This window comes from Streptomyces sp. NPDC054842 (assembly GCF_053611025.1).
The window spans coordinates 1-19,969 of record NZ_JBSGZN010000051.1; the positions used below are offsets into that span (position 1 = coordinate 1).

Here is a 19,969-nt window from a genome sequence, read left to right on the forward strand (position 1 = left end):
CGGCCTTGTGCGTGGTTTAGTCCCCCATCGACCCTATCGAGCATACCCGGGGCGTAAAGTACCCACGGGTACGCGGGGGGCCCCCCCCCGGGGGGCGCGGGCGGCCCGCCGGCCGTCGCGAACCGTGCCGGCGTGGGCTCAGTCCCGGAGCGCGGCCTCCATCGCGGCCTTCGCGACCGGGGCGGCCAGGCCGTTGCCGCTGACCTCCGAGCGGGCCGCGTCGGACTGCTCGACCAGGACCGCCACGGCGACCTCCTTGCCGGTGGAGTCCGACTTCGCGTACGACGTGAACCACGCGTACGGGGTCTTGCTGTTGTTCTCGCCGTGCTGGGCCGTACCGGTCTTGCCGCCCACCGTGGCGCCGGCGATCCGCGCGTTCGTGCCCGTGCCGTCCTCCACGACCGTCCGCATCGCGGACCGCAGCTGCTCGGCCGTCGACGCGCTGACGATCCGCTCGCTGCCGGGGTCGTCGTCGTAGTCCCTCAGTACGTCGCCGTCGGCGTCGCTGGTCTGCGCCACCATGTGCGGCGAGACCAGCTCGCCGCCGTTCGCGATGGCCGCCGAGACCATGGCCATCTGCAGCGGCGTCGCCGTCACGTCGAACTGGCCGATGCCCGTCAGCGCCGTCTGCGCCCGGTCCATGCCCGAGGGGTACACGCTCGGGTAGGCCCGTACCGGTACGTCCTGCGTCTCGTCGTTGAAGCCGAACTTCTCCGCCATCGCGCGGACCTTGTCCTGGCCGAGGCTCACGGCCATCCGCGCGAAGACGTTGTTGCAGGAGTACTGGAGGGCGACCCGGATCGACGCGTTCTCGCAGGGCGCGGAGGCGTTCTCGTTGGCCAGCACCCGCGTCGTGCCCGGCAGCGTGTACGGGTCGGGGCTGTCCGTCCTCGCGTCCACGTCCGGGTACAGGCCGTCCTCCAGGGCGGCCGCCGCGACGACCAGCTTGAACGTCGAGCCGGGCGGCAGCGGCTGGCGCAGCGCGCGGTTCGTCATCGGCTTGTCCGAGGACTTGGTCAGCCTCTTCCAGGCGGCCGAGTTCCCGGTGCTGAGCAGCCCCGGGTCGTACGAGGGGGTGGAGACGGCGGCCAGGATGCGCCCCGTCCCCGGGTCGATCGCGACCGCGGCGCCCTTCTTGTCGCCGAGCGCCCGGTAGGCGGCCTTCTGCACGGCCGGGTCGATCGTCGTGACGACGTCACCGGGGTCGGCGCGCTTGTTCGTCAGGGTGTCCAGCGGGTTCTTCAGCTGGTTGTCCGTGCCGTCGAGCAGGCTGCGGTAGACGCCCTCCAGCTGCGTCGCCCCGTACACCTGCGAGCTGTAGCCCGTCACCGCCGCGTACAGACTGCCGTCCTTGTACGTGCGCTTGTACGCCAGGTCACCCCCCTTCGTCCGCGCGGAGCCGGTGATCGCGTCGCCGGCCACGATGATGTCCCCGAGCGGGTGCGCGTACTGCTCGATCGCGTTCCGCCGGTTGTGCTTGTCGTCCGCGAGTGCCTTCCCGTCGTAGAACTGCACCCAGGTCGCCCTGACCAGCAGGGCGAGCACGAGCAGCAGCGTGAAGACGGCGGCATGCCTGATCGTCTTGTTCATCGCGCCCTGGAAGACGAACGAGCGGGCTCGAATCGTTCCCTTCCGTCCGCATTTCTCATCCGCCGTTCATGGAACGGGGCGTTCAGGCGGAGTCCCGGACGAAGCCCGCCTCGTAGGCGGCGATCACCGCCTGGGTGCGGTCCCGGGTGCCCGTCTTCGCCAGGACGGCGGCCACATGGGACTTCACCGTCGCGGGGCCCACGCCGATCCGGGCGGCGATCTCCGCGTTGGTGAGTCCGGTGGCCATCAGCCGCAGCACGTCCCGCTCGCGGTCGGTGAGCCTCGCCACCCACACGGGCGGCTCGGGGTGGGCGCGGGCGTGTGCGGCGGCCAGCGCCCGCACCGCCGAGGGGAACAGCAGGCTGTCGCTGCGCGCGACCAGCCGCACCGCCTGGACGAGCGCGTCCGCGTCGGCCCGCTTCAGCAGGAACCCCGAGGCGCCGACGCGCAGGGCCTCGTACACGTAGGAGTCGTTCTCGAAGGTGGTCACCACCACGACGCGGGGCGGGTCGGGAAGCGTCGCGAGGATCTGCCCGGTGGCGCGGATGCCGTCGGTCTCCGGCATGCGGACGTCCATCAGGACGACGTCCGGCCGCAGTTCGCGCACCACCGACACCGCCTCCGCGCCGGTCGCCGCCTCCCCGACGACCTCCAGGTCCGGTTCCGCGGAGAGGATCACGCGCAGCGCGGTGCGCACCATGCGCTCGTCGTCCGCGAGGACGATCCGGATCGTCGGGCCGGTCATGCGGCTCCCTCCACGGGCAGTCGTACGCGCAGGCGCCACACCCCGTCCACGGGGCCGGCCTCGGTCGTGCCGCCCAGCAGCCGCGCCCGGTCCGCGACGCCGCGCAGACCGTGGCCGCCGCCGGGGCGGGGAGCGGGGGCGCCGGTGACCGGGTTCTCGGCGGTGATCTCCAGGGTGTTCGCGCCGCGCGTGATGCGCAGGAGCACGGGGGCCCGCGGCCCGGCGTGCCGGAGCGCGTTGCTCAGCGCCTCCTGCACGATGCGGTACGTCTCCCGGGAGACCAGCGGCGGCAGCTCCACGGGGTCCACCTCGACCGCCGCCGTGACGCCGAGGCCACCGGCACGGGTGCGGCGCAGCAGGCCGTCGAGGTCGGCGAGGGTGGGGGCCGGGGCGGTGGCAGGGTCCTCCGCGCCGGTGCCCTGCCCGGTGTCGCTCTCCCGCAACACCCCGAGCACCGCGTCCAGTTCGCCGACCGTGCGGCGTGTGGTGTCCTCGATCGCGGCGAGGGCCTCGCGGACGAACGCGGGATCGGTGTCCAGGACCCGCCGGGCCGCGCTCGCCTGGAGGGTGACGGCGCTGAGCGCGTGGCCGACGGAGTCGTGCAGCTCGCGGGCGAGCCGGTTGCGCACCGCGAGGTCCGCGGCCCGCCGTTCGGCCGCCGCGAGCCGGTCCTCGGGGCCCGGCCCGAGCAGTACGGGCGCCCGGCCGGCGAGCAGCCTTCCGGCCCCGGCCGCGCAGGCCGCGAGGGCGATCAGCGACGCGGCCCCGGCGACCGGTGAGAGGGCCAACGCCCAGGGTTCGTGCAGGACTTCGGGCAGTCCGAGCCGGGAGTCCCGCAGCCAGGACACGGCGGGCAGCGCGATCAGCACGGCCGCGAACGGCGGTACGGCGAGGGACATTCCGGCGACGATCCCGCCGAGGCCCAGATGCAGGGTGAACCAGCCCGCGGTACGGCGCCGGGCCGCCCCGGTCCGCGCGGGACCGTCGGCGAGCCGGTCGCCCTCGACACCGCACAGCGCCCGCGCCGCCGCCACCGACAGCGGCCGGGTGAGCGGGAAGAGGGCGGTGACCGCGGCGAGCGGCAACCCGGCCGCGAAGGAGGCGAGTTGCAGGGGAAAGGAGCCGAAGACGTACCGCGAGTCCGCCAGCGGCCCGACCACGACCTCGCCCACGAGGACGTACGGCATCGCGAGGGCGCCGCCGAGGATCAGGTGGATCCACCGCAGCCGCGCCCGCCGTCCGAACAGGAACCGGGCGAGGGCGCTCACGCCGGTCGCTTCGCCCGGGTGGACCGCTCCGCGAGGAAGTGCGCGGCGACGGTGATCACGAGCAGGCCGACGGTCATCTGCCCAGCGTAGGTGAGGTTCATCAGCTCCGTGGGGCGTCCCGCCAGGTCGTCCGGGCCGCCCAGGCTCGCCAGTGAGAGCCAGCCGCCCCAGCAGGCGGTGGCCCCGGAACCGACCCAGGCGAGCGCCAGCGGCACCCGCACCGGCAGCGCGGGCCCCCACCGGAAGGCGAGCAGGACCGCGCCCGCGACGGAGAACAGCAGGAAGGCGGCGTCCAGGGCCTCCAGGACGGGGAAGTCGGCGGTCCGCCGGGCGGCGCGACCGGCGCTCAGTCCCGCCGTGCCGCCGCAGGCCCACACCAGGTGCGAGCCGGCCGGCACGAGCGCGAGGACGGCCGCGGCGACGGCGGTTGCCCGCTGCGCCGACCCCACGCCGCTCGCGGGCAGCTCGCCCACCCGGCCCCGCCACAGCCGCCCCCACCGGTCCCGCGCGTACAGGACGAACAGCGCGCCCAGCGTGAGCCCCTGCACGATGAAGCCCGTGTAGACCACCGCGAAGACCCACGCGTCGAGGAACGGCTCCCGCCCGGTCTCCGCCGCCCGGTTCACGGACCCGCCGAGCGCCCCGACGAGGAGTTGCAGCGGATACCCGGCCATCACGGGCGCGAGCAGCCCGGTCGCCGTCCACGTCGGCACGACGAGCAGCCACGCGGGCACGCGCAGCCCCCAGGGCCGGGTCAGCAGCAGCACGAGGACGACGACGGCGCCGTCCATCACGACCGTGACACCGTTCGCCACGGCCAGCTGCGCGCGGTGCTCCAGCAGCGGGCTGCCCGCGGGAATGCCGAGGTGACTGCCCGCGATCCAGGCGGACTTGAGGGACAGGTACGGCAGGCAGGAGACGACGGCGACGGCCCGCAGAACGCGGCGCGCCCGTCCGGGGCGCCCGCCCGGGGACGGTGCGCCGGCGGGGATCGTCGCGGAGAGGGAGGGCTGCGTCATGCCTCCACCGTGCCGTCGCGGGAGCGTGGTCCACGTCCTGCGCGGCGACGATCCGCCTCCGCCGCACGGGGGAGAGGCGCCCAGACCCCGCGGTCAGTCGCGCAGGACGAGGACGACCTCGTCGATCTCCTCGGCGCGGGCCTCGGCGTAGCCGTGGGTGCGCTCCGTCTCCCGGAAGCCGCACTTCTCCAGGACCCGGACGGACGCCGCGTTGTCCGCGGCGGCGCGGGCGTGCAGCGGGCGCTCGGGGACGGCGGCGATCAGGGCCCGCAGGGCCGCCGTCGCGATACCGCGGCCCCAGTACGCGCGGTCGATCCAGTACGTCACCTCAAGCTCGCCCGGCTCGCCGTACACCGCGGCGCTGCCGACCACGTCACCGTCCGCCAGGACCGTGCGCACCACGGCGGAGGAGGCCCGCACGCGGCGCCAGTGGGCGTCGAAGCGCTCCCGGTCGGCCGGGTCCCGGACCGTGAACGCGGCCATCCGGTGCGACTCGGGGTCGTTCGACAGCCGGAAGAAGACCGGCAGGTCGCTGTCGTGCACGGGGCGCAGGGCCACCTCCACGTCAGAGCCTCCTCGTCGCGAGGGTGAGCCGGTCGCGCGCGTCGAACAGGGCGTCCTTGACCATCTGCTCGTGGGCGGGCGTCAGGCGCGCCACCGGCACCGAGCAGCTGATGGCGTCCCGGGCGGGCGTCCGGTACGGGATCGCCACGCCGAAGCAGCGCAGCCCCAGCGTGTTCTCCTCGCGGTCCACCGCGAAGCCCTGCTCCCGCACCTGGTGCAGCTCCTCGATGAGCTTCTCCCGGTCGGTGATCGTGTGCTCGGTCAGCGCGGGCAGCGTCTCGGGGAGCAGCTTGCGGACCTGCTCGTCGGTGTGGGTGGCGAGCAGCGCCTTGCCCAGGGAGGTGGAGTGCGCGGGCAGCCGCCGTCCCACCCTGGTGAAGGGGCGCAGGTAGTGCTGGGACTGGCGGGTGGCGAGGTAGACGACGTTCGTGCCGTCGAGCCGGGCGAGGTGGATCGTCTCCGTCGTGTCGTCGGACAGGCGGTCCAGGGTGGGCCGGGCGGCGGCCACCACCTCGTCGCCGTCGATGTAGGACGTGCCGACGAGCAGCGCGCGGACGCCGATGCCGTACCGCGTGCCCGTCGCGTCCGTCTCCACCCAGCCGAGCTCGACCAGCGTGCGCAGCAGCATGTACAGGCTGGACTTGGGGTACCCGACGGCCTCCTGCACGGAGGCCAAGGAGTGCATTCCGGGCCGGCCGGCGAAGTACTCGAGCAATTCCACGGTCCGCACCGCGGACTTGACCTGCGCCCCGCCGCCTGTCTCGACTGCCGACATCGCCCTTGACCCCTTCGTTGGACGGGAAATAGTCTCCGACAGCATATTCACCATCAGAGACAGCGTTCAGCATATCGAACGCCCCTGGTGAGTGACACAGGAACTGCGGCATCACATCTGGAGGAACCCGCGGTGGCAGCAGCACCAGTCTGGAGTGTCGACCCCCGTACCGGGAAGCAGCGCGAGCAGGTTGCGGTGGAGGCCACAGCCCAGGAAGTGGACGAGGCCGTCCGCGCCGCGCACGCCGCCAGAGGGGCCCTCGCCGACCGCACCGTGCGCGCCGCCTTCCTGCGCACGGCGGCGGACCTGCTCGAAGAGGCCAAGGACCGGCTGGTCGAGGCGGCCGACGCGGAGACCGCCCTCGGCCCGGTCAGGCTCACCGGCGAACTCGCCCGCACCTGCTACCAGCTGCGGGCCTTCGCGGACATCGTCGACGAGGGCGCCTTCCTCGACGTCGTGATCAACCACCCCGACGACACCGCGACCCCACCGATCCCGGACCTGCGCCGCTACAAGGTGCCGCTGGGCGTCGTCGCCGTCTACTCGGCCTCGAACTTCCCGTTCGCGTTCTCGGTCGCGGGCGGCGACACCGCCAGCGCGCTCGGCGCGGGCTGCCCGGTCGTCGTCAAGGCCCACCCCGACCACCCCGGACTGTCCGAGCTGGTCGCCTCGACCCTGCGCAGGGCCGCCGCCCGGCACGACATCCCCGCCGGCGTCGTCGGCCTGGTCCACGGCTTCGAGGCCGGCGTCGAGCTGGTGAAGCACCCGCTCGTCTCGGCGGCCGGATTCACCGGCTCGGTCCGCGGCGGACGCGCCCTGTTCGACGCGGCGGCCGCCCGCCCCGTACCGATCCCCTTCCACGGCGAACTCGGCTCGCTCAACCCGGTCGTCGTCACCGAGGCCGCCGCCGCCGAGCGCGCCGAGGCCATCGGCGCCGGGCTCGCGGGCTCCATGACGCTGGGCGTCGGCCAGTTCTGCGTGAAGCCCGGCCTGGTGCTGGCCCCCGCGGGCGACGCCGGGGACCGGCTGCTGAAGTCCCTGACCGACGCCGTCAGCGACACCGAGGCGGGTGTCCTGCTCGACCACCGCATGCGGGACAACTTCCTGGCCGGCGTCACCGAGCGCACCGGGCTGCCCGGCGTGGAGTCCCCGGTCACCCCCGGCGCGGGCGGCGAGCACACGGTGAGCCCCGGCTTCCTGACCGTGCCCGCGCGGAAGCTCGCCGCCGAGGGCGACCACGACCTGCTCCTGGAGGAGTGCTTCGGCCCGCTCACCGTCGTCGCCCGCTACGAGGACGACGCGGAGGCCGGCGCGGTGCTCTCCCGGCTTCCCGGCAACCTCACCGCCACCGTGCACCTGTCCACCGAGGAGGCGGCCGGGGAGGGGCGCGGCGCCGAGGTCCTCGCCGAACTCACCCCGCTCGCGGGCCGCGTCCTGGTCAACGGCTGGCCGACCGGCGTCGCCGTCGCCCCGGCCCAGCACCACGGGGGCCCCTACCCGGCGACCACCTCCACCTCGACCTCGGTGGGCGGTACGGCGATCGAGCGCTGGCTGCGCCCGGTGGCGTACCAGAACGCGCCGGAGGCCCTGCTGCCGCCGGAGCTGCGCGACGACAACCCGCTGGGGCTGCCCCGCCGTTACGACGGGCGGCTGGAGCGCTGAGCGCACCGGCCTGGGACACTCGGCGGATGGACGTCGAGATTCCCGAACTCCCCTTCCCGCTGCGTACCTACGGGCCGGACGGCCACTGGTCGTACGAGGACGGAGTGCTCACCGGCTGGGCGGGCGCGCGGCAGGACCGCTTCGTGCCGCCCACCGGTGAGGCTCTGGACCCCGCCTCCGACGCCCCCCGGCTGCTGGGCTCGCCCGAGGGCGACTTCCAGCTGATAGCCCGGGTCACCGTGGGCTTCGCCGGCTCCTTCGACGCCGGTGTGCTCTACGTCCACGTGGGGGAGCGGGCCTGGGCGAAGCTCTGCCTGGAGTACTCCCCGGACGTGCCCACCGTCTGCACGGTGGTCACCCGGGGGCACTCCGACGACGCCAACTCCTTCACCGTCGACGGCAGTTCCGTCTGGCTCCGGGTCAGCCGCACGGGCCGCGCCTTCGCCTTCCACGCCTCCCGCGACGGCGTCCGCTGGACCTTCGTCCGGCTGTTCACGCTCGGCGACGAGGAGGCGTCCGGAGCGGCCCTCGTCGGCTTCATGACGCAGTCCCCGATGGGCGAGGGCTGCGTGGTGACGTACGACGGCGTCGAGTTCCGCCCCGACTGGCCGAAGGACCTGCGGGACGGCAGCTGACGGTCCCGGCCCCGGCGGCGTCCGTCCGCGGACGGACGCCGGGGCGGGGAAGCGCCGTCGGGCGGTCGCGGGCCTCGCCCCCAGCGCGTACCGCACCCAGTTCGACCGCCGCGGAACCGGGGCCGTGCCGCCCACGTCCTCCGTTGCATGATCGGAGACCGCGCGGCCCGGGTGAACCGGGTGATCAGGACCGCACTGCCCGCCGAGGCCCCGGCCGTCGCCGCCCTGCACGCCAGGGCCCGCGCGACCTACTACCCCGACGGCATCCCCGACGACGGCACCGACTGGCCCGCCGTCTGGCGGCAGGCGATCGACCGCCCGGACGGCCACGTCCTCTGCCTGGTCGAGCGGGGCCGGATCGCCGCGCTGGCCTCCTTCCGGACGCCCGAGGGCGCACCCGCCGACACCGTGAAGCTCTTCCAGTTCCACGTGGACCCCGGGCACTGGCGGACCGGCATCGGCACGGCCCTGCACGCCGCCTGCGTCGAGCAGTGGCAGGCCGACCGGAAACGGACCGCGACGCTGGACGTGCACGTCGGCAACGAGCGCGCCCAGTCCTTCTACGCGGACAGGGGCTGGGTCCCGGACCCCGCGAACCCGCCCGCCGAGGACGACGACCACCTGTTCCTGCGCTTCGGGGTCCCCGGGGAATGACCCGAGCCGGTTGAACGTTCACGTACCCGGCGGAGGGCGTCTCCGTACCCGTACGACCTGGAAGAAGCCGAAGAATGCGCGTCGAGATCTGGAGCGACATCGCCTGCCCGTGGTGCTACGTGGGCAAGGCCCGCTTCGAGAAGGCGCTCGCCGCCTTCCCGCACCGGGCCCAGGTGGAGGTGGTGCACCGCTCCTTCGAGCTCGACCCGACGCGCGCCAAGGGCGACACCGGAGCCGTCCTGCCGATGCTGGCCGCCAAGTACGGCATGAGCGAGGCGCAGGCGCAGGCCGCCGAGGACAACCTGGGCGCGAACGCCGCCGCCGAGGGCCTGGAGTACCGCACCGAGGGCCGCGACCACGGCAGCACCTTCGACATGCACCGCCTGCTGCACCTCGCCAAGGAGCGGGTCCGCCAGGACGAGCTGATCGGCCTGCTGTACCGCGCCAACTTCGCGGAGGAGCGGTCGGTCTTCGACGACGACGAGCGGCTCGTGGAGCTGGCCGTCGCCGCCGGGATCGACGCGGACTCCGCCCGCGCGGTCCTCGCCGACCCGGCCGCCTACGCCGACGAGGTCCGCGCCGACGAGCGCGAGGCCGCCGAGCTGGGCGCGACCGGTGTCCCCTTCTTCGTCCTCGACCGCACCTACGGCGTCTCCGGCGCCCAGCCCGCCGAGGTCTTCACCCAGGCCCTGACCCAGGCATGGGGCGACCGGTCCCCGCTGACCCTGCTCCAGGAGCCGGGCGGCGCCGCGGAGGTGTGCGGCCCCGACGGCTGCGCCGTCCCCCAGAAGTAGGACGCACACCAAGGCCCGGCCGGCGGAAAACCGCAGGTCGGGCCAGATCCATAAGCATCGCTTGGCGAAACCCCGCAAAAATACGCGATGGACGAGGGCTTCGGGGGGCCGCAGAGTGGTCCCATGGAGACCTTCGAGAGCCTCGTACGAGCCGAGTTCGCCCCGAAGAACACCTACCTCAACACCGCGAGCACCGGGCTGCTGCCGGTTCGCGCGGTGGACGCCATGCGGGCCGGCGTCGAGTCCGTGGCGGCGGGGCAGCCCCAGGACATGTTCGCGGACGTGGAGGCCGCCCGGTCCGCCTTCGCCCGGCTGGCCGGCGTGTCCGACCGCCGGGTCGCGGCCGGCGCCTCCGTCGCCGTCTACACCGGCCTGATCGCCGCCTCGCTGCCGGCGGGCGCCGAAGTCCTCACCGCCGAGGCCGACTTCACCTCCGTCGTGAACCCCTTCCACGTCCGCGGCGACCTCAAGGTGCGCACCGTGCCGCTGGAGCGGATCGCCGAGTCCGTCCGGCCCGGTACGGCACTGGTCGCCGTCAGCGCCGCCCAGTCCGCCGACGGCCGGGTCGCCGACCTGGCGGCGATCCGGGACGCCGCCCGGACGCACGGGGCACGGACGTACGTCGACGTGTCCCAGGCCGCCGGCTGGCTGCCAATCGAGGCGGACGCGTACGACTTCGTCTCCTCCGTCGCCTTCAAGTGGCTCGTCTGCCCCCGGGGCGTGGCCTTCCTGGTCGTCCCCGAGGACCTGGGCGGCCTCACCCCCGTCTTCGCGGGCTGGGTCGCCGGCGAGCGCCCCTGGGACAGCTGCTACGGCCCCGTCGAGGAACTCGCCCACTCGGCACGGCGGTTCGACGAGAGCCCCAGCCTGTTCTCGTACACCGGGGCCCGTCACTCGCTGGCGCTCATCGAGGAACTGGGCGTGGACACCGTACGGGCCCACGACCTCGCGCTGGCCGACCGGTTCCGCGAGGGGCTCGGCCGGCTCGGGCACCGGCCCGTCCCCGCCCCCGGCTCACCCATCGTCTCCGTCCCGCAACTGGGCAACCGGCAGGCCGAGTTGAGCAGGGCCGGGGTCGAGGTGTCCGACCGCGCGGGCAACCTGAGGGCGGCCTTCCACCTCTACAACACCCCCGCGGACGTCGACCGCCTGCTGGACGTCCTGTCCGGCTGAGCCGGGGGGCGCGGCCGGGACCCGGCCGCGCACGGTTCAGGGCGGCCGGGTTGCCGGGCCCACTCGCCCGCTCTCGCCCGTTCGCCCGCGGAGCCCTCCGGTCCCCGTTCCGGCGGGCCGCCCGTGCGACGGGACCGGCCGCCCGTGCGACGGGACCGGCCGGCCGGGCGTGCGTACGCTGGAAGGAGCGGGGTGACGGGGCCGCGGGCGGGCCCCGGCCGCCGTGCCGACCACGGCCCGGAAGGACGGCGCCGGATGAGCACCGAACACGAGCGGGTACGAGAGCTGCTGGCGGACTGGGCCACCGGGGCGCTGCCACCCTCCGACGACAGGACGGTGCCGCCGCACCTGGCCGGGTGCGAGTCCTGCGCCGCCGAGGCCGAGCGGCTCCGGCGACGGAGGCCGCGGCCGCCGGGCGGGCCGATCGATGCGGGAGACGGCCCGCGGGGTCCGGGCGGCGGGCCGCACACGGCCGACGGTCACCGGGCCGGGGACTCGCGCCCGCGTCCCGCCGCGGCGCCGGTCGCCGCGCACGCGGCGCCCTACTCGGCGGCGGTCGCCGCACTGCGCCGACCGCTGGACGAGGCGGACACCGCCGCTTCGTGGCGGACGCCCGTCGTGCACGGCTGGGACGTGCACGACACCGTCGCCCACCTGATCGCCGCGGACGAGCCACTGGCGCTGCGGCTGGGGCTGGCCGCCCGGGTGCCGCCGTCGCCGGCCGGTACCGCGGAGGGCGCCGGGTGGCGCCAGGAGTGGGCCGCGCGGACCGCCGGCGTGATCGCCCACGAGCGGGCGCGCACCCCGCGGCAGACCGTCGCCGCATGGACCGCGCAGGCCGCGGACCTGCTCGCCACCCGTGAGGCGCGGGAGTTCGAGCCGGCCGCGCAGTGCACGACGCTGATGGGCGTCCGGCTCCCCGTCGCCGACCACTTCCTGGTCCGCGCCTTCGAGACGTGGATCCACGGCGCCGACATCGGCCGGGCGCTGGGCCGCGTCGTGCCGCCGCCGCCCGAGCCGCACCTGTGGCAGCTCGTCCGCCTCGCCGTCCGCATCCTCGGCACGGCGCTGGGCCCCGGGGCGCCCCCGGTGCTGCTCGCGGTGACCGGGCGCGGCGGGGACGCCGAGTGGGTGCTGGGCTCGGAGGACGAGCCGGTGCGCGCCGAACTCGTCCTGACCCCGGTGGACCTCTGCCTGCTCGTCGGCGGCCGGCGCACCCCCGAGGAGGTGCCGCGCGGCGCGACGGGCGACGCGACCGCCGTGCGCGGCGTGCTGGACAGGGCGGCGTCACTGGCCTGGCCGTGACGCCCGGGGTTCCTCGCCCGCCGGGACCGGTCCTCATCCGGGAGCCACGTGCGACGCCGCGGGCCCGGCACCCACATGGAGTGCCGGACCCGCGGCGTCGCAGGGGCCGCCGGTCACCTCACCGGGGTGAAGTCCCGCGCGCCGATGAACTCGGGCCGCCGCACGGGCGCCGCGAACGGCTCCACCGCGGCGTTCTCCACGCTGTTGAACACGATGAAGACGTTGCTGCGCGGGAACGGCGTGATGTTGTCACCCGAACCGTGCATGCAGTTGCAGTCGAACCACGTGGCCGACCCCGCTGGGCCGGTGAACAGCTTGATGCCGTGCCGCTCGGCGAACGCGGTGAGCGCCTCGTCCGAGGGCGTGCCGGCGTCCTGCATCTGGAGCGACTTCTTGTAGTTGTCCTTCGGCGTGGCCCCCGCGCACCCGAGGAACGTCCTGTGCGACCCCGGCATGATCATGAGACCGCCGTTGGTGTCGAGGTTCTCCGTCAGCGCGATCGACACGGACACCGTCCGCATGTTCGGCAGACCGTCCTCGGCGTGCCAGGTCTCGAAGTCCGAGTGCCAGTAGAACCCGCTGGCCCCGAACCCCGGCTTGACGTTGATCCGCGACTGGTGGACGTACACGTCCGAGCCGAGGATCTGCCGGGCCCGGCCCACCACACGCTCGTCACTCACCAGCCGCGCGAAGACCTCGCTGATCCGGTGCACCTCGAAGACCGAGCGGATCTCCTGCGACGCCGGCTCGACGATCGAGCGCTCGTCGGCGCGGACGGCCGGGTCGGTGACGAGCCGCTCCAGTTCGGCGCGGTAGACGGCGACCTCGTCGGGGGTGATGAGCTCCTCGACGGCGAGGAAGCCGTCGCGCTCGTACGCCTGGAGGTCGGACGCCTCGATGGGGCCCGGGTCGCCCGGGGCGCCCCAGATCACCGGGTCCTTGCGGGGTACGGAGACCTCGGTGGCGCCGCGGCTCGGATAGAGGTCGGTGGTCCTCTCGGGGGTGATGGTCATGGTGCTCAGACCTCCTCGGTCAGCAGCGGGTAGACGCCGTTCTCGTCGTGGTCCTCCCGTCCGGTGACGGGCGGATTGAAGACGCAGACGCACCGGAAGTCGGTCTTGGGGCGCATGGTGTGGCGCTCGTGGCCGTCGAGCAGGTACATGGTGCCCGGCGTGATCCAGTGCTTCTCGCCGGTCTCGTCGTTGGTCAGCTCGGCCTCGCCCTCCACGCAGAGGACGGCCTCGATGTGGTTCGCGTACCACATCGACGTCTCGGTACCCGCGTACAGAGTCGTCTCGTGGAGGGAGAACCCGACCTTCTCCTTGGCGAGCACGATGCGCTTGCTCTCCCAGGTGCCGGTCTTGGCCTTCACATGACGGTCGGTTCCCTCGATGTCCTTGAACGATCGGACGATCACGGTGGGGTGCTGCCTTTCTGTGGTGCGTACGCGGTCAGGCGACCGTCTCGCGGACGGCGCGGGCGAGGGTGCGCAGCCCCTCGTCCAGCTCGTCGGGCGTGATCGTCAGCGCCGGAAGCAGCTTGACGACCTCGCTCTCCGGGCCCGAGGTCTCGATGAGCAGGCCGAGTTCGAAGGCGCGCTGCGCGATCCGTCCGGCACGCTCCTTCTCCTTGAACTCCAGGCCCCACACGAGACCGCGGCCCCGGTACTCCTTGATGTCGGCGAGGTTCTCCTCGGTGATGGAGATCAGCCCCTGCTCGACCTGCTCCCCGCGGGCCCGGGTCTGCTTCTCCATCGCGGAGCCGTCGGCCCAGTACGCCTCCAGGGCCGCGGCGGCGGTCACGAACGCCGGGTTGTTGCCGCGGAAGGTGCCGTTGTGCTCGCCCGGCTCCCAGATGTCCAGCTCGGGCTTGAACAGGCACAGCGACATGGGGAGCCCGTAGCCGCTGATGGACTTGGACACGGTGACGATGTCGGGGGTGACGCCCGCCTCCTCGAAGGAGAAGAAGGCGCCGGTCCGGCCGCAGCCCATCTGGATGTCGTCGACGATCAGCAGCATGTCCTGGCGCTCGCACAGCTCGGCGAGCGCGCGCAGCCACTCGGCGCGGGCCACGTTGATGCCGCCCTCGCCCTGCACGGTCTCGACGATCACGGCGGCGGGCTTGTTGAGACCGGAGCCCTGGTCCTCCAGCAGCCGCTCGAACCAGAGGAAGTCCGGGACCTGGCCGTCGAAGTAGTTGTCGAACGGCATCGGGGTGCCGTGCACGAGCGGGATGCCGGCGCCGGCCCGCTTGAAGGCGTTGCCGGTGACGGCGAGCGAGCCCAGCGACATGCCGTGGAAGGCGTTCGTGAACGACACGATGGCCTCGCGGCCCTTCACCTTGCGGGCCAGCTTCAGCGCGGCCTCCACCGCGTTCGTGCCCGTCGGGCCCGGGAACATGACCTTGTAGGGCAGGTCGCGCGGGCGCAGGACCAGGTTCTGGAAGGACTCCAGGAAGCGGCGCTTGGCGGTCGTCGACATGTCGAGACCGTGGGTGACGCCGTCGCGCTCCAGGTAGTCGATGAGGGCCCGTTTGAGCACCGGGTTGTTGTGGCCGTAGTTGAGCGACCCGGCGCCCGCGAAGAAGTCGAGGTACTCGTGGCCGTCCTCGTCGTACATGCGGCTGCCCTGCGCGCGGTCGAAGACGGTGGGCCAGCCGCGGCAGTAGCTGCGCACCTCCGACTCCAGGGTCTCGAAGACGCTCAGGTCGGGCTGGGTGATGGTCACAGCGAATCTCCTCCTGGGAGATGAAGTCGTGGGGGGATGCCGGAGAGGGCGGGGCGGATCAGAAGGACAGCGGTCCGATGCGGTGCAGCACCTCGGGGTCGTGCGGCCCGTCCGGGAACTGTCCGGTGTCGAACAGCACCTCCCGCTCCAGGGCCGCGCCGTGGCGGGCGGCGTACGAGGCGAACAGGCGCTCCGAGGCGGTGTTGCCCGGTGAGACGGTGGTCTCGACGAAGGCGAGCCCGCGCTCCCGCGCCACCCGCGCGGTCAGTCCGTCGAGCAGGGCGGCGGCGAGTCCGCGTCCGCGACAGGCGCTGTCCACGGCCACCTGCCACACGAGCAGCGTCCCCGGCTGCTCGGGGCGGATGTAGCCGGTGACGAAACCGACGGGCTCGCCCTCCGCGTCGCGGGCCACCGCCGAGGTGCCGGCGAAGTCACGGCACCACAGGAGGTAGCTGTACGAGGAGTTCAGGTCGAGGTTTCCGGAGTCCTTGGCGATGCGCCAGAGCGCGGCCCCGTCGGCCACCCCCGGACGGTCGATCCGGAGGCCCTCGGGCATTCCCAGGAATTCCGCTTGCAGGTCTGCTGGTGCGGCGGTCATGCCGGTTGAATTTACCCAGCGAAAGTTGAAATTGCATCGTCGGCCGGGGTTACGCACCAGCCACCCGTGTGTTATCACGCGGGCGTGAGTTCTTCGGGCCGGGCGCTGGGGTATGAGGGATATTGCCCGGATATGGCGGGAGGAATCGGGCGCGATGTGGAGTGTGTCACAGCCGTGTGACCCCCCTGGAACCCGCCCGAAATGCATCGCCGGTGTTCGCAGAATCTCCGTGTTTAGCCTCGGGGAAAGCGGGCAGAAGAGGACGGGAAGCTACGCCGGATAATGTCGCGGGAATGAGTGGGGAAAAGCGCGTTGAATTCTCGCGGAAGCGGACTTTCTCGGTGCGTGTGAAAAGTGAGCCGCTTCACGTGCGCAGCGCTTCGGCCCTTTATGGGACACGTCACTCGCGCGGAATGTCCGGGTGTTGCTCCCGCGGGATGTCCGGGGGCCCTTCGCACGGGATGCCCGGGTGCGCGGAGTGGGCGCGAGGGGGAACGCCCCGCCCGCGGGAAGCGGACGGGGCGGGGACGGCGGCCGGACGGCCGCGGCGGGTCACGGGCCGGGGACTCGCCCAAGCGGGGAGTCCCGGTGCGGGAGGGGGCTCACTTCCAGGCGTCCGCCACGGCACGGCCCGCGGCCTCCAGGTCCACCGCCGTCGTGCCCAGCTCGCCCAGGGCGGAGCCCAGCGCGGCCAGGCAGGCCCGCACGGCACCGCGCGTGGCGTCCGGCCCGTAGTGGTTCACCCGGATCATCTCCTTGGCCAGCGCGCCGCCGCCCGCGGCCAGCGGGAGCGCGGGGTCGGCGGCCAGGGCGCGCGCGACCAGGGCGGACGCGTCGACGCCCGACGGGGCGCGCAGCGTCGTCGCCACCGGAGCGGCGTCGGACACCTCGCGCACGTACGGCTCGATACCGCCGCCGAGCGCGAGCGCGCCCGCCCGGGTGGCCGCCGCGGCCGAGGCGTGGCGGGCCATCACCGCGGCCGGCCCCTCCGCCTCGATGCGCTCGACGCACGCCTCCAGGGCCAGCATCTCCAGCTGCGCGGGCGCGTGCAGCAGCGCCGTGCGGCCGCCGTCGATCCACCGCTCCTTCCAGTCGAGGAGCGACAGGTACGACCGGCGGGGCGCCGCGGGGTTCGCGGCCATCCGCGCCCACGCCCGCGCGCTCACGGACACCGCCGACACGCCCGCGGGACCGCCCATCGCCTTCTGCGCCCCGATGACGCACAGGTCCACGCCCCACGCGTCCGGCAGGACCGGCTCGGCACCGATCGAGGCGACGGCGTCCAGGTAGAACAGCGCGCCGTGCTCGCGCACCACCTCGCCGACGGCCCGGACCGGGTTCGTGTTGCCGGTGGCCGCCTCGGCGTGCACGAGCGAGACGAAGTCGATCTCCGGGTGCTCGGCGAACGCGGCACGGACCTGCTCGGCCGTCACCGCGGCGTGGAACGGCACGGCGAGGTCGACCACGGTCGCCCCGCAGTCCCGCAGCCAGTCGCCGAAGGTCTGCCCGTACGGCCCCGTGACGATGTTGAGCGCCGTCGTCCCCGGCCCCGCTGCGGCGCGGATGGCGCCCTCCAGCGGGAGCAGCGCCTCACCCTGCATGATCACGACGTCCTGCCCGGTGGAGAGCAGCCGCGCCACGCGGTCCTCGATCGACGCGAAACGCGCCGCGGTCAAGGGGGCCAGGTCCAGGAAGGGGTGGGTCACGGCGGCGCTCTCTTCGCTCACGGGTTCCAGTACGCGGATTCCAGTACGTGGATACGCGGTACGAGCCTAACCGGCGGCCAGGCGGGGTCCCCGGCGAGGTGCCGCGGTCCGGCCGGCCGCGCCGGGCGCCGTCCGGGGGCCGGGATCCGAGGCCGGACGGCCCGGCGACCATCGGATTGATTTGAGCAACCCAAACCTTTCCTTATAATCGGAAGCCTCAGTTCCCTCACAGGAGGTCCTCGTGAACTCGGTCCTCGGACGCCGGACCCGCATTCTGGCCGCCACCACCGCGACGGCCGGGCTGCTGCTCGTGGCCGGCTGCTCCTCGGACGACGACGGGGGCGACAAGACCACCGCCGGCGGGGTCACCCTGGTCAAGGGCGGTCAGCTCACCACCTGCACCCACCTGCCGTACCCGCCCTTCCAGTCGGAGGTCGACGGCAAGGTGCAGGGCTTCGACGTCTCGCTGATCGACCTGGTCGCCAAGGACCTCGGCGTGAAGCAGGACATCCTCGACACGCCGTTCGAGAACTTCAAGACCGGCGCGTTCCTCAACTCCGAGCAGTGCGACCTCGCCGCGGCCGGTATGACGATCACCGAGGAGCGCAAGAAGAACGTCGACTTCTCCGACCCCTACTTCGACGCCACGCAGGCCGTCCTCGTCGACAAGAAGAGCGGCGTGAACTCCCTCGCGGACGTGAAGGCCAAGGGCAAGAAGCTCGGCGCCCAGGCGCAGACCACCGGCGAGGACTACGCGAAGAAGCAGGGCTTCGACCCGGTCTCCTTCGAGTCCTCCGACGCGGTCATCAACGGCCTGCGTTCCGGCCAGGTCCAGGCCGTCGTCATCGACTACCCGGTCGTCCAGGGCTGGCTCAAGGACAAGGCCAACGCCGACGCCTTCAAGGTGGTCGACAACCTCAACACCGGTGAGCAGTACGGCTTCACGGTGAAGAAGGGCAACACCAAGCTGGTCGCCGCGATCAACAAGGCCATCAAGGACGCCAAGGCCGACGGCACCTACAAGAAGCTGTACGAGAAGTGGATCGGCCCGTACGACGAGTCCGCGGCGACCGCCTCCCCGTCCGCCTCATGAGTGAGGCCGACACAACCGTCCAGCCCCGCAGGTCCGGCCTGACCCGGCGCCAGAAGCGCGCGATCTCGCGCGGTGTGCAGTACGTCGTGTTCGTCGCCGCCGTGATCGCCTTCGCGCTCACGGCGGACTGGGGACGGCTGAAGAACCAGTTCGCCCAGTGGGACCTCGTCCGGCAGATGTTCCCGGACGTCATCACGCTGGCGCTGAAGAACACCGTGCTGTACACGATGTCCGGCTTCGTCTTCGGCCTCGTGCTCGGCATGGTCATCGCCCTGATGCGGCTGTCCCCGGTGGGCCCCTACCGCTGGCTCGCGGGCATCTACATCGAGGTCTTCCGCGGCCTGCCCGCCCTGCTGATCTTCGTCTTCGTCGGCGTCGCCGTACCGCTCGCCTTCCCGGGCACGGAGATCCCGGGCGGCACCTACGGCAAGGTGGCGCTCGCGCTCGGCCTGGTCTCCGCCGCCTACATGGCGGAGACGATCCGCGCCGGCATCCAGGCGGTGCCCAAGGGGCAGATGGAGGCGGCCCGTTCACTCGGCTTCTCGCACGCCCGGGCGATGGTCTCGATCATCATCCCGCAGGCGTTCCGCATCGTGATCCCGCCGCTCACCAACGAGCTGGTCCTGCTCTTCAAGGACTCCTCGCTGGTGCTGTTCCTCGGGGTCACGCTGGAGGAGCGCGAACTCACCAAGTTCGGCCGGGACCTGGCGAGCCAGACCGCCAACTCCACGCCGATCCTGGTCGCGGGCCTGTGCTACCTGCTCGTGACCGTGCCGCTCGGCTTCGTCGTGCGGCGCCTGGAGGCCAAGGCCGGGGAGGCCACCAAGTGAGCACGTCCAAGACTCCCGAGATCCAGGTCAAAGGGCTGCACAAGTCCTTCGGCGACAACGAGGTGCTGCGCGGCATCGACCTGGAGATCGGCTCCGGCGAGGTCGTCTGCGTGATCGGCCCGTCCGGCTCCGGCAAGTCGACCCTGCTGCGCTGCGTGAACCTCCTGGAGGAGCCCACGAAGGGGCAGGTCTTCGTCGGCGGCACGGAGGTCACGCACCCCGACGTCGACATCGACGCGGTCCGCCGCCGGATCGGCATGGTCTTCCAGCAGTTCAACCTCTTCCCGCACCTGACGGTGACCGAGAACCTGGCGCTGCCGCAGCGCCGGGTCCTCGGCCGCGACAAGGCGCAGGCCGCGCGGGTGGCCGAGGAGAACCTGCGGCGGGTCGGGCTGTCCGAGAAGGCCGACGCCTATCCGGCCTCGCTCTCCGGCGGCCAGCAGCAGCGCGTGGCGATCGCCCGGGCGCTGGCCATGGGCCCCGAGGTGATGCTCTTCGACGAGCCGACCTCGGCCCTCGACCCGGAACTCGTCGGCGACGTCCTCGCCGTGATGCGGATGCTCGCGAACGAGGGCATGACCATGATGGTCGTCACCCACGAGATGAGCTTCGCGCGCGAGGTCGCCGACCGGGTCGTCTTCATGGACGGCGGCGTGGTCGTCGAGGAGGGCGCCCCCGCACAGGTCATCGGCGACCCGGCCCACGAGCGCACCCGGCACTTCCTGTCCCGGCTCCTCGACCCCGCCATGGCGGACGTCGAGGAAGGCACCGCCGAGGCGGACGGGGCGGTCGAGAAGGGCCTCTAGCCGGGGGGCCCGGACCAGGAACTAGG

20 protein-coding genes are annotated in these 19,969 nt (G+C 73.0%); 9 read left to right on the plus strand and 11 right to left on the minus strand.

Annotated elements, in window-relative coordinates; translation table 11 throughout:
- Positions 1-138: 138 nt before the first annotated feature.
- From ACWGIS_RS30135 to ACWGIS_RS30160, 6 genes are all read right to left on the minus strand, one after another.
- A complete protein-coding gene (locus tag ACWGIS_RS30135) occupies positions 139-1,590 on the minus strand; it encodes a peptidoglycan D,D-transpeptidase FtsI family protein (RefSeq protein WP_453365631.1) in 1,452 nt (483 codons plus the stop codon).
- Between the two features lie 82 nt (positions 1,591-1,672).
- On the minus strand, positions 1,673-2,335 hold the full coding sequence (locus ACWGIS_RS30140; RefSeq protein ID WP_453365632.1) for a response regulator: 663 nt from the start codon (positions 2,333-2,335) through the stop codon (positions 1,673-1,675).
- The gene (locus tag ACWGIS_RS30145; protein ID WP_453365633.1) at positions 2,332-3,603 is read right to left on the minus strand and encodes a sensor histidine kinase; all 1,272 of its coding nucleotides are present in this window, start codon (positions 3,601-3,603) and stop codon (positions 2,332-2,334) included. The genes ACWGIS_RS30140 and ACWGIS_RS30145 overlap by 4 nt, the downstream gene beginning before the upstream one ends.
- Positions 3,600-4,622 carry a hypothetical protein gene (locus tag ACWGIS_RS30150; protein ID WP_453365634.1) on the minus strand — a complete coding sequence of 341 codons (1,023 nt, stop codon included), beginning with the start codon at positions 4,620-4,622 and terminating at the stop codon, positions 3,600-3,602. The genes ACWGIS_RS30145 and ACWGIS_RS30150 overlap by 4 nt, the downstream gene beginning before the upstream one ends.
- A 93-nt stretch (positions 4,623-4,715) precedes the next feature.
- A complete protein-coding gene (locus ACWGIS_RS30155) occupies positions 4,716-5,186 on the minus strand; it encodes a GNAT family N-acetyltransferase (RefSeq protein ID WP_453365635.1) in 471 nt (156 codons plus the stop codon).
- Position 5,187: 1 nt separating this feature from the next.
- Entirely contained in the window at positions 5,188-5,961 is a 774-nt protein-coding gene (locus ACWGIS_RS30160) for an IclR family transcriptional regulator (protein ID WP_453365636.1), read from the minus strand.
- A gap of 132 nt (positions 5,962-6,093) precedes the next feature.
- Between ACWGIS_RS30160 and ACWGIS_RS30165 the strand changes: the two genes are divergently transcribed.
- The 6 genes from ACWGIS_RS30165 to ACWGIS_RS30190 all read left to right on the plus strand — a co-directional run bounded on the left by ACWGIS_RS30165 (position 6,094) and on the right by ACWGIS_RS30190 (position 12,184).
- On the plus strand, positions 6,094-7,623 hold the full coding sequence (locus ACWGIS_RS30165) for an aldehyde dehydrogenase (NADP(+)) (RefSeq protein ID WP_453365637.1): 1,530 nt from the start codon (positions 6,094-6,096) through the stop codon (positions 7,621-7,623).
- Between the two features lie 26 nt (positions 7,624-7,649).
- Positions 7,650-8,258, plus strand: a complete 609-nt coding sequence (locus tag ACWGIS_RS30170; protein WP_453365638.1) for a DUF1349 domain-containing protein — start codon at positions 7,650-7,652, stop codon at positions 8,256-8,258.
- Positions 8,259-8,405: 147 nt separating this feature from the next.
- A complete protein-coding gene (locus ACWGIS_RS30175) occupies positions 8,406-8,912 on the plus strand; it encodes an N-acetyltransferase family protein (protein ID WP_453365639.1) in 507 nt (168 codons plus the stop codon).
- A 74-nt stretch (positions 8,913-8,986) separates the two neighbouring features.
- Positions 8,987-9,706, plus strand: coding sequence for a DsbA family oxidoreductase (locus ACWGIS_RS30180; RefSeq protein WP_453365640.1), 720 nt, complete (start codon positions 8,987-8,989; stop codon positions 9,704-9,706).
- 123 nt (positions 9,707-9,829) lie between these two features.
- Complete coding sequence (locus ACWGIS_RS30185) at positions 9,830-10,879, plus strand: aminotransferase class V-fold PLP-dependent enzyme (RefSeq protein ID WP_453365641.1); 1,050 nt, start codon at positions 9,830-9,832, stop codon at positions 10,877-10,879.
- Between the two features lie 255 nt (positions 10,880-11,134).
- Positions 11,135-12,184 carry a maleylpyruvate isomerase family mycothiol-dependent enzyme gene (locus ACWGIS_RS30190; RefSeq protein WP_453365642.1) on the plus strand — a complete coding sequence of 350 codons (1,050 nt, stop codon included), beginning with the start codon at positions 11,135-11,137 and terminating at the stop codon, positions 12,182-12,184.
- A gap of 113 nt (positions 12,185-12,297) precedes the next feature.
- Here ACWGIS_RS30190 and thpD read toward each other — a convergent pair whose 3' ends face one another.
- From thpD to ACWGIS_RS30215, 5 genes are all read right to left on the minus strand, one after another.
- A complete protein-coding gene (gene thpD, locus ACWGIS_RS30195; protein ID WP_453365643.1) occupies positions 12,298-13,197 on the minus strand; it encodes an ectoine hydroxylase in 900 nt (299 codons plus the stop codon).
- 5 nt (positions 13,198-13,202) lie between these two features.
- Positions 13,203-13,601 (minus strand): ectoine synthase, encoded by a 399-nt coding sequence (locus tag ACWGIS_RS30200; RefSeq protein ID WP_121403768.1) that lies wholly within the window; start codon positions 13,599-13,601, stop codon positions 13,203-13,205.
- Positions 13,602-13,635: 34 nt separating this feature from the next.
- Positions 13,636-14,910 carry a diaminobutyrate--2-oxoglutarate transaminase gene (gene ectB / locus ACWGIS_RS30205; RefSeq protein ID WP_453365644.1) on the minus strand — a complete coding sequence of 425 codons (1,275 nt, stop codon included), beginning with the start codon at positions 14,908-14,910 and terminating at the stop codon, positions 13,636-13,638.
- 58 nt (positions 14,911-14,968) lie between these two features.
- Positions 14,969-15,508 (minus strand): diaminobutyrate acetyltransferase, encoded by a 540-nt coding sequence (gene ectA, locus ACWGIS_RS30210; RefSeq protein WP_453365645.1) that lies wholly within the window; start codon positions 15,506-15,508, stop codon positions 14,969-14,971.
- A gap of 602 nt (positions 15,509-16,110) precedes the next feature.
- Entirely contained in the window at positions 16,111-17,214 is a 1,104-nt protein-coding gene (locus tag ACWGIS_RS30215; RefSeq protein ID WP_453365679.1) for a pyridoxal-phosphate-dependent aminotransferase family protein, read from the minus strand.
- Positions 17,215-17,455: 241 nt separating this feature from the next.
- Between ACWGIS_RS30215 and ACWGIS_RS30220 the strand changes: the two genes are divergently transcribed.
- Genes ACWGIS_RS30220 through ACWGIS_RS30230 form a run of 3 tightly spaced genes read left to right on the plus strand, consistent with a single transcriptional unit; the run spans position 17,456 to position 19,943 of the window.
- Complete coding sequence (locus tag ACWGIS_RS30220) at positions 17,456-18,307, plus strand: transporter substrate-binding domain-containing protein (RefSeq protein WP_453365646.1); 852 nt, start codon at positions 17,456-17,458, stop codon at positions 18,305-18,307.
- Positions 18,304-19,137, plus strand: coding sequence for an amino acid ABC transporter permease (locus tag ACWGIS_RS30225; protein WP_355789984.1), 834 nt, complete (start codon positions 18,304-18,306; stop codon positions 19,135-19,137). The genes ACWGIS_RS30220 and ACWGIS_RS30225 overlap by 4 nt, the downstream gene beginning before the upstream one ends.
- Positions 19,134-19,943: an amino acid ABC transporter ATP-binding protein gene (locus tag ACWGIS_RS30230; RefSeq protein ID WP_453365647.1), complete on the plus strand. Its 810-nt coding sequence runs from the start codon at positions 19,134-19,136 to the stop codon at positions 19,941-19,943. Before ACWGIS_RS30225 ends, ACWGIS_RS30230 begins: the two co-directional genes overlap by 4 nt.
- Positions 19,944-19,969 lie beyond the last annotated feature (26 nt).

What these genes read in the sequence shown, in the direction of transcription:
- ACWGIS_RS30140 (WP_453365632.1), bottom strand. Translation starts at nt 2,335, where the DNA reads ATGACCGGCCCGACGATCCGGATCGTCCTCGCGGACGACGAGCGCATG.
- ACWGIS_RS30135 (WP_453365631.1), bottom strand. Translation starts at nt 1,590, where the DNA reads ATGAACAAGACGATCAGGCATGCCGCCGTCTTCACGCTGCTGCTCGTG.
- ACWGIS_RS30160 (WP_453365636.1), bottom strand. Translation starts at nt 5,961, where the DNA reads ATGTCGGCAGTCGAGACAGGCGGCGGGGCGCAGGTCAAGTCCGCGGTG.
- ACWGIS_RS30150 (WP_453365634.1), bottom strand. Translation starts at nt 4,622, where the DNA reads ATGACGCAGCCCTCCCTCTCCGCGACGATCCCCGCCGGCGCACCGTCC.
- ACWGIS_RS30170 (WP_453365638.1), top strand. Translation starts at nt 7,650, where the DNA reads ATGGACGTCGAGATTCCCGAACTCCCCTTCCCGCTGCGTACCTACGGG.
- thpD (WP_453365643.1), bottom strand. Translation starts at nt 13,197, where the DNA reads ATGACCATCACCCCCGAGAGGACCACCGACCTCTATCCGAGCCGCGGC.
- ACWGIS_RS30185 (WP_453365641.1), top strand. Translation starts at nt 9,830, where the DNA reads ATGGAGACCTTCGAGAGCCTCGTACGAGCCGAGTTCGCCCCGAAGAAC.
- ACWGIS_RS30190 (WP_453365642.1), top strand. Translation starts at nt 11,135, where the DNA reads ATGAGCACCGAACACGAGCGGGTACGAGAGCTGCTGGCGGACTGGGCC.
- ectA (WP_453365645.1), bottom strand. Translation starts at nt 15,508, where the DNA reads ATGACCGCCGCACCAGCAGACCTGCAAGCGGAATTCCTGGGAATGCCC.
- ACWGIS_RS30175 (WP_453365639.1), top strand. Translation starts at nt 8,406, where the DNA reads ATGATCGGAGACCGCGCGGCCCGGGTGAACCGGGTGATCAGGACCGCA.
- ACWGIS_RS30180 (WP_453365640.1), top strand. Translation starts at nt 8,987, where the DNA reads ATGCGCGTCGAGATCTGGAGCGACATCGCCTGCCCGTGGTGCTACGTG.
- ACWGIS_RS30225 (WP_355789984.1), top strand. Translation starts at nt 18,304, where the DNA reads ATGAGTGAGGCCGACACAACCGTCCAGCCCCGCAGGTCCGGCCTGACC.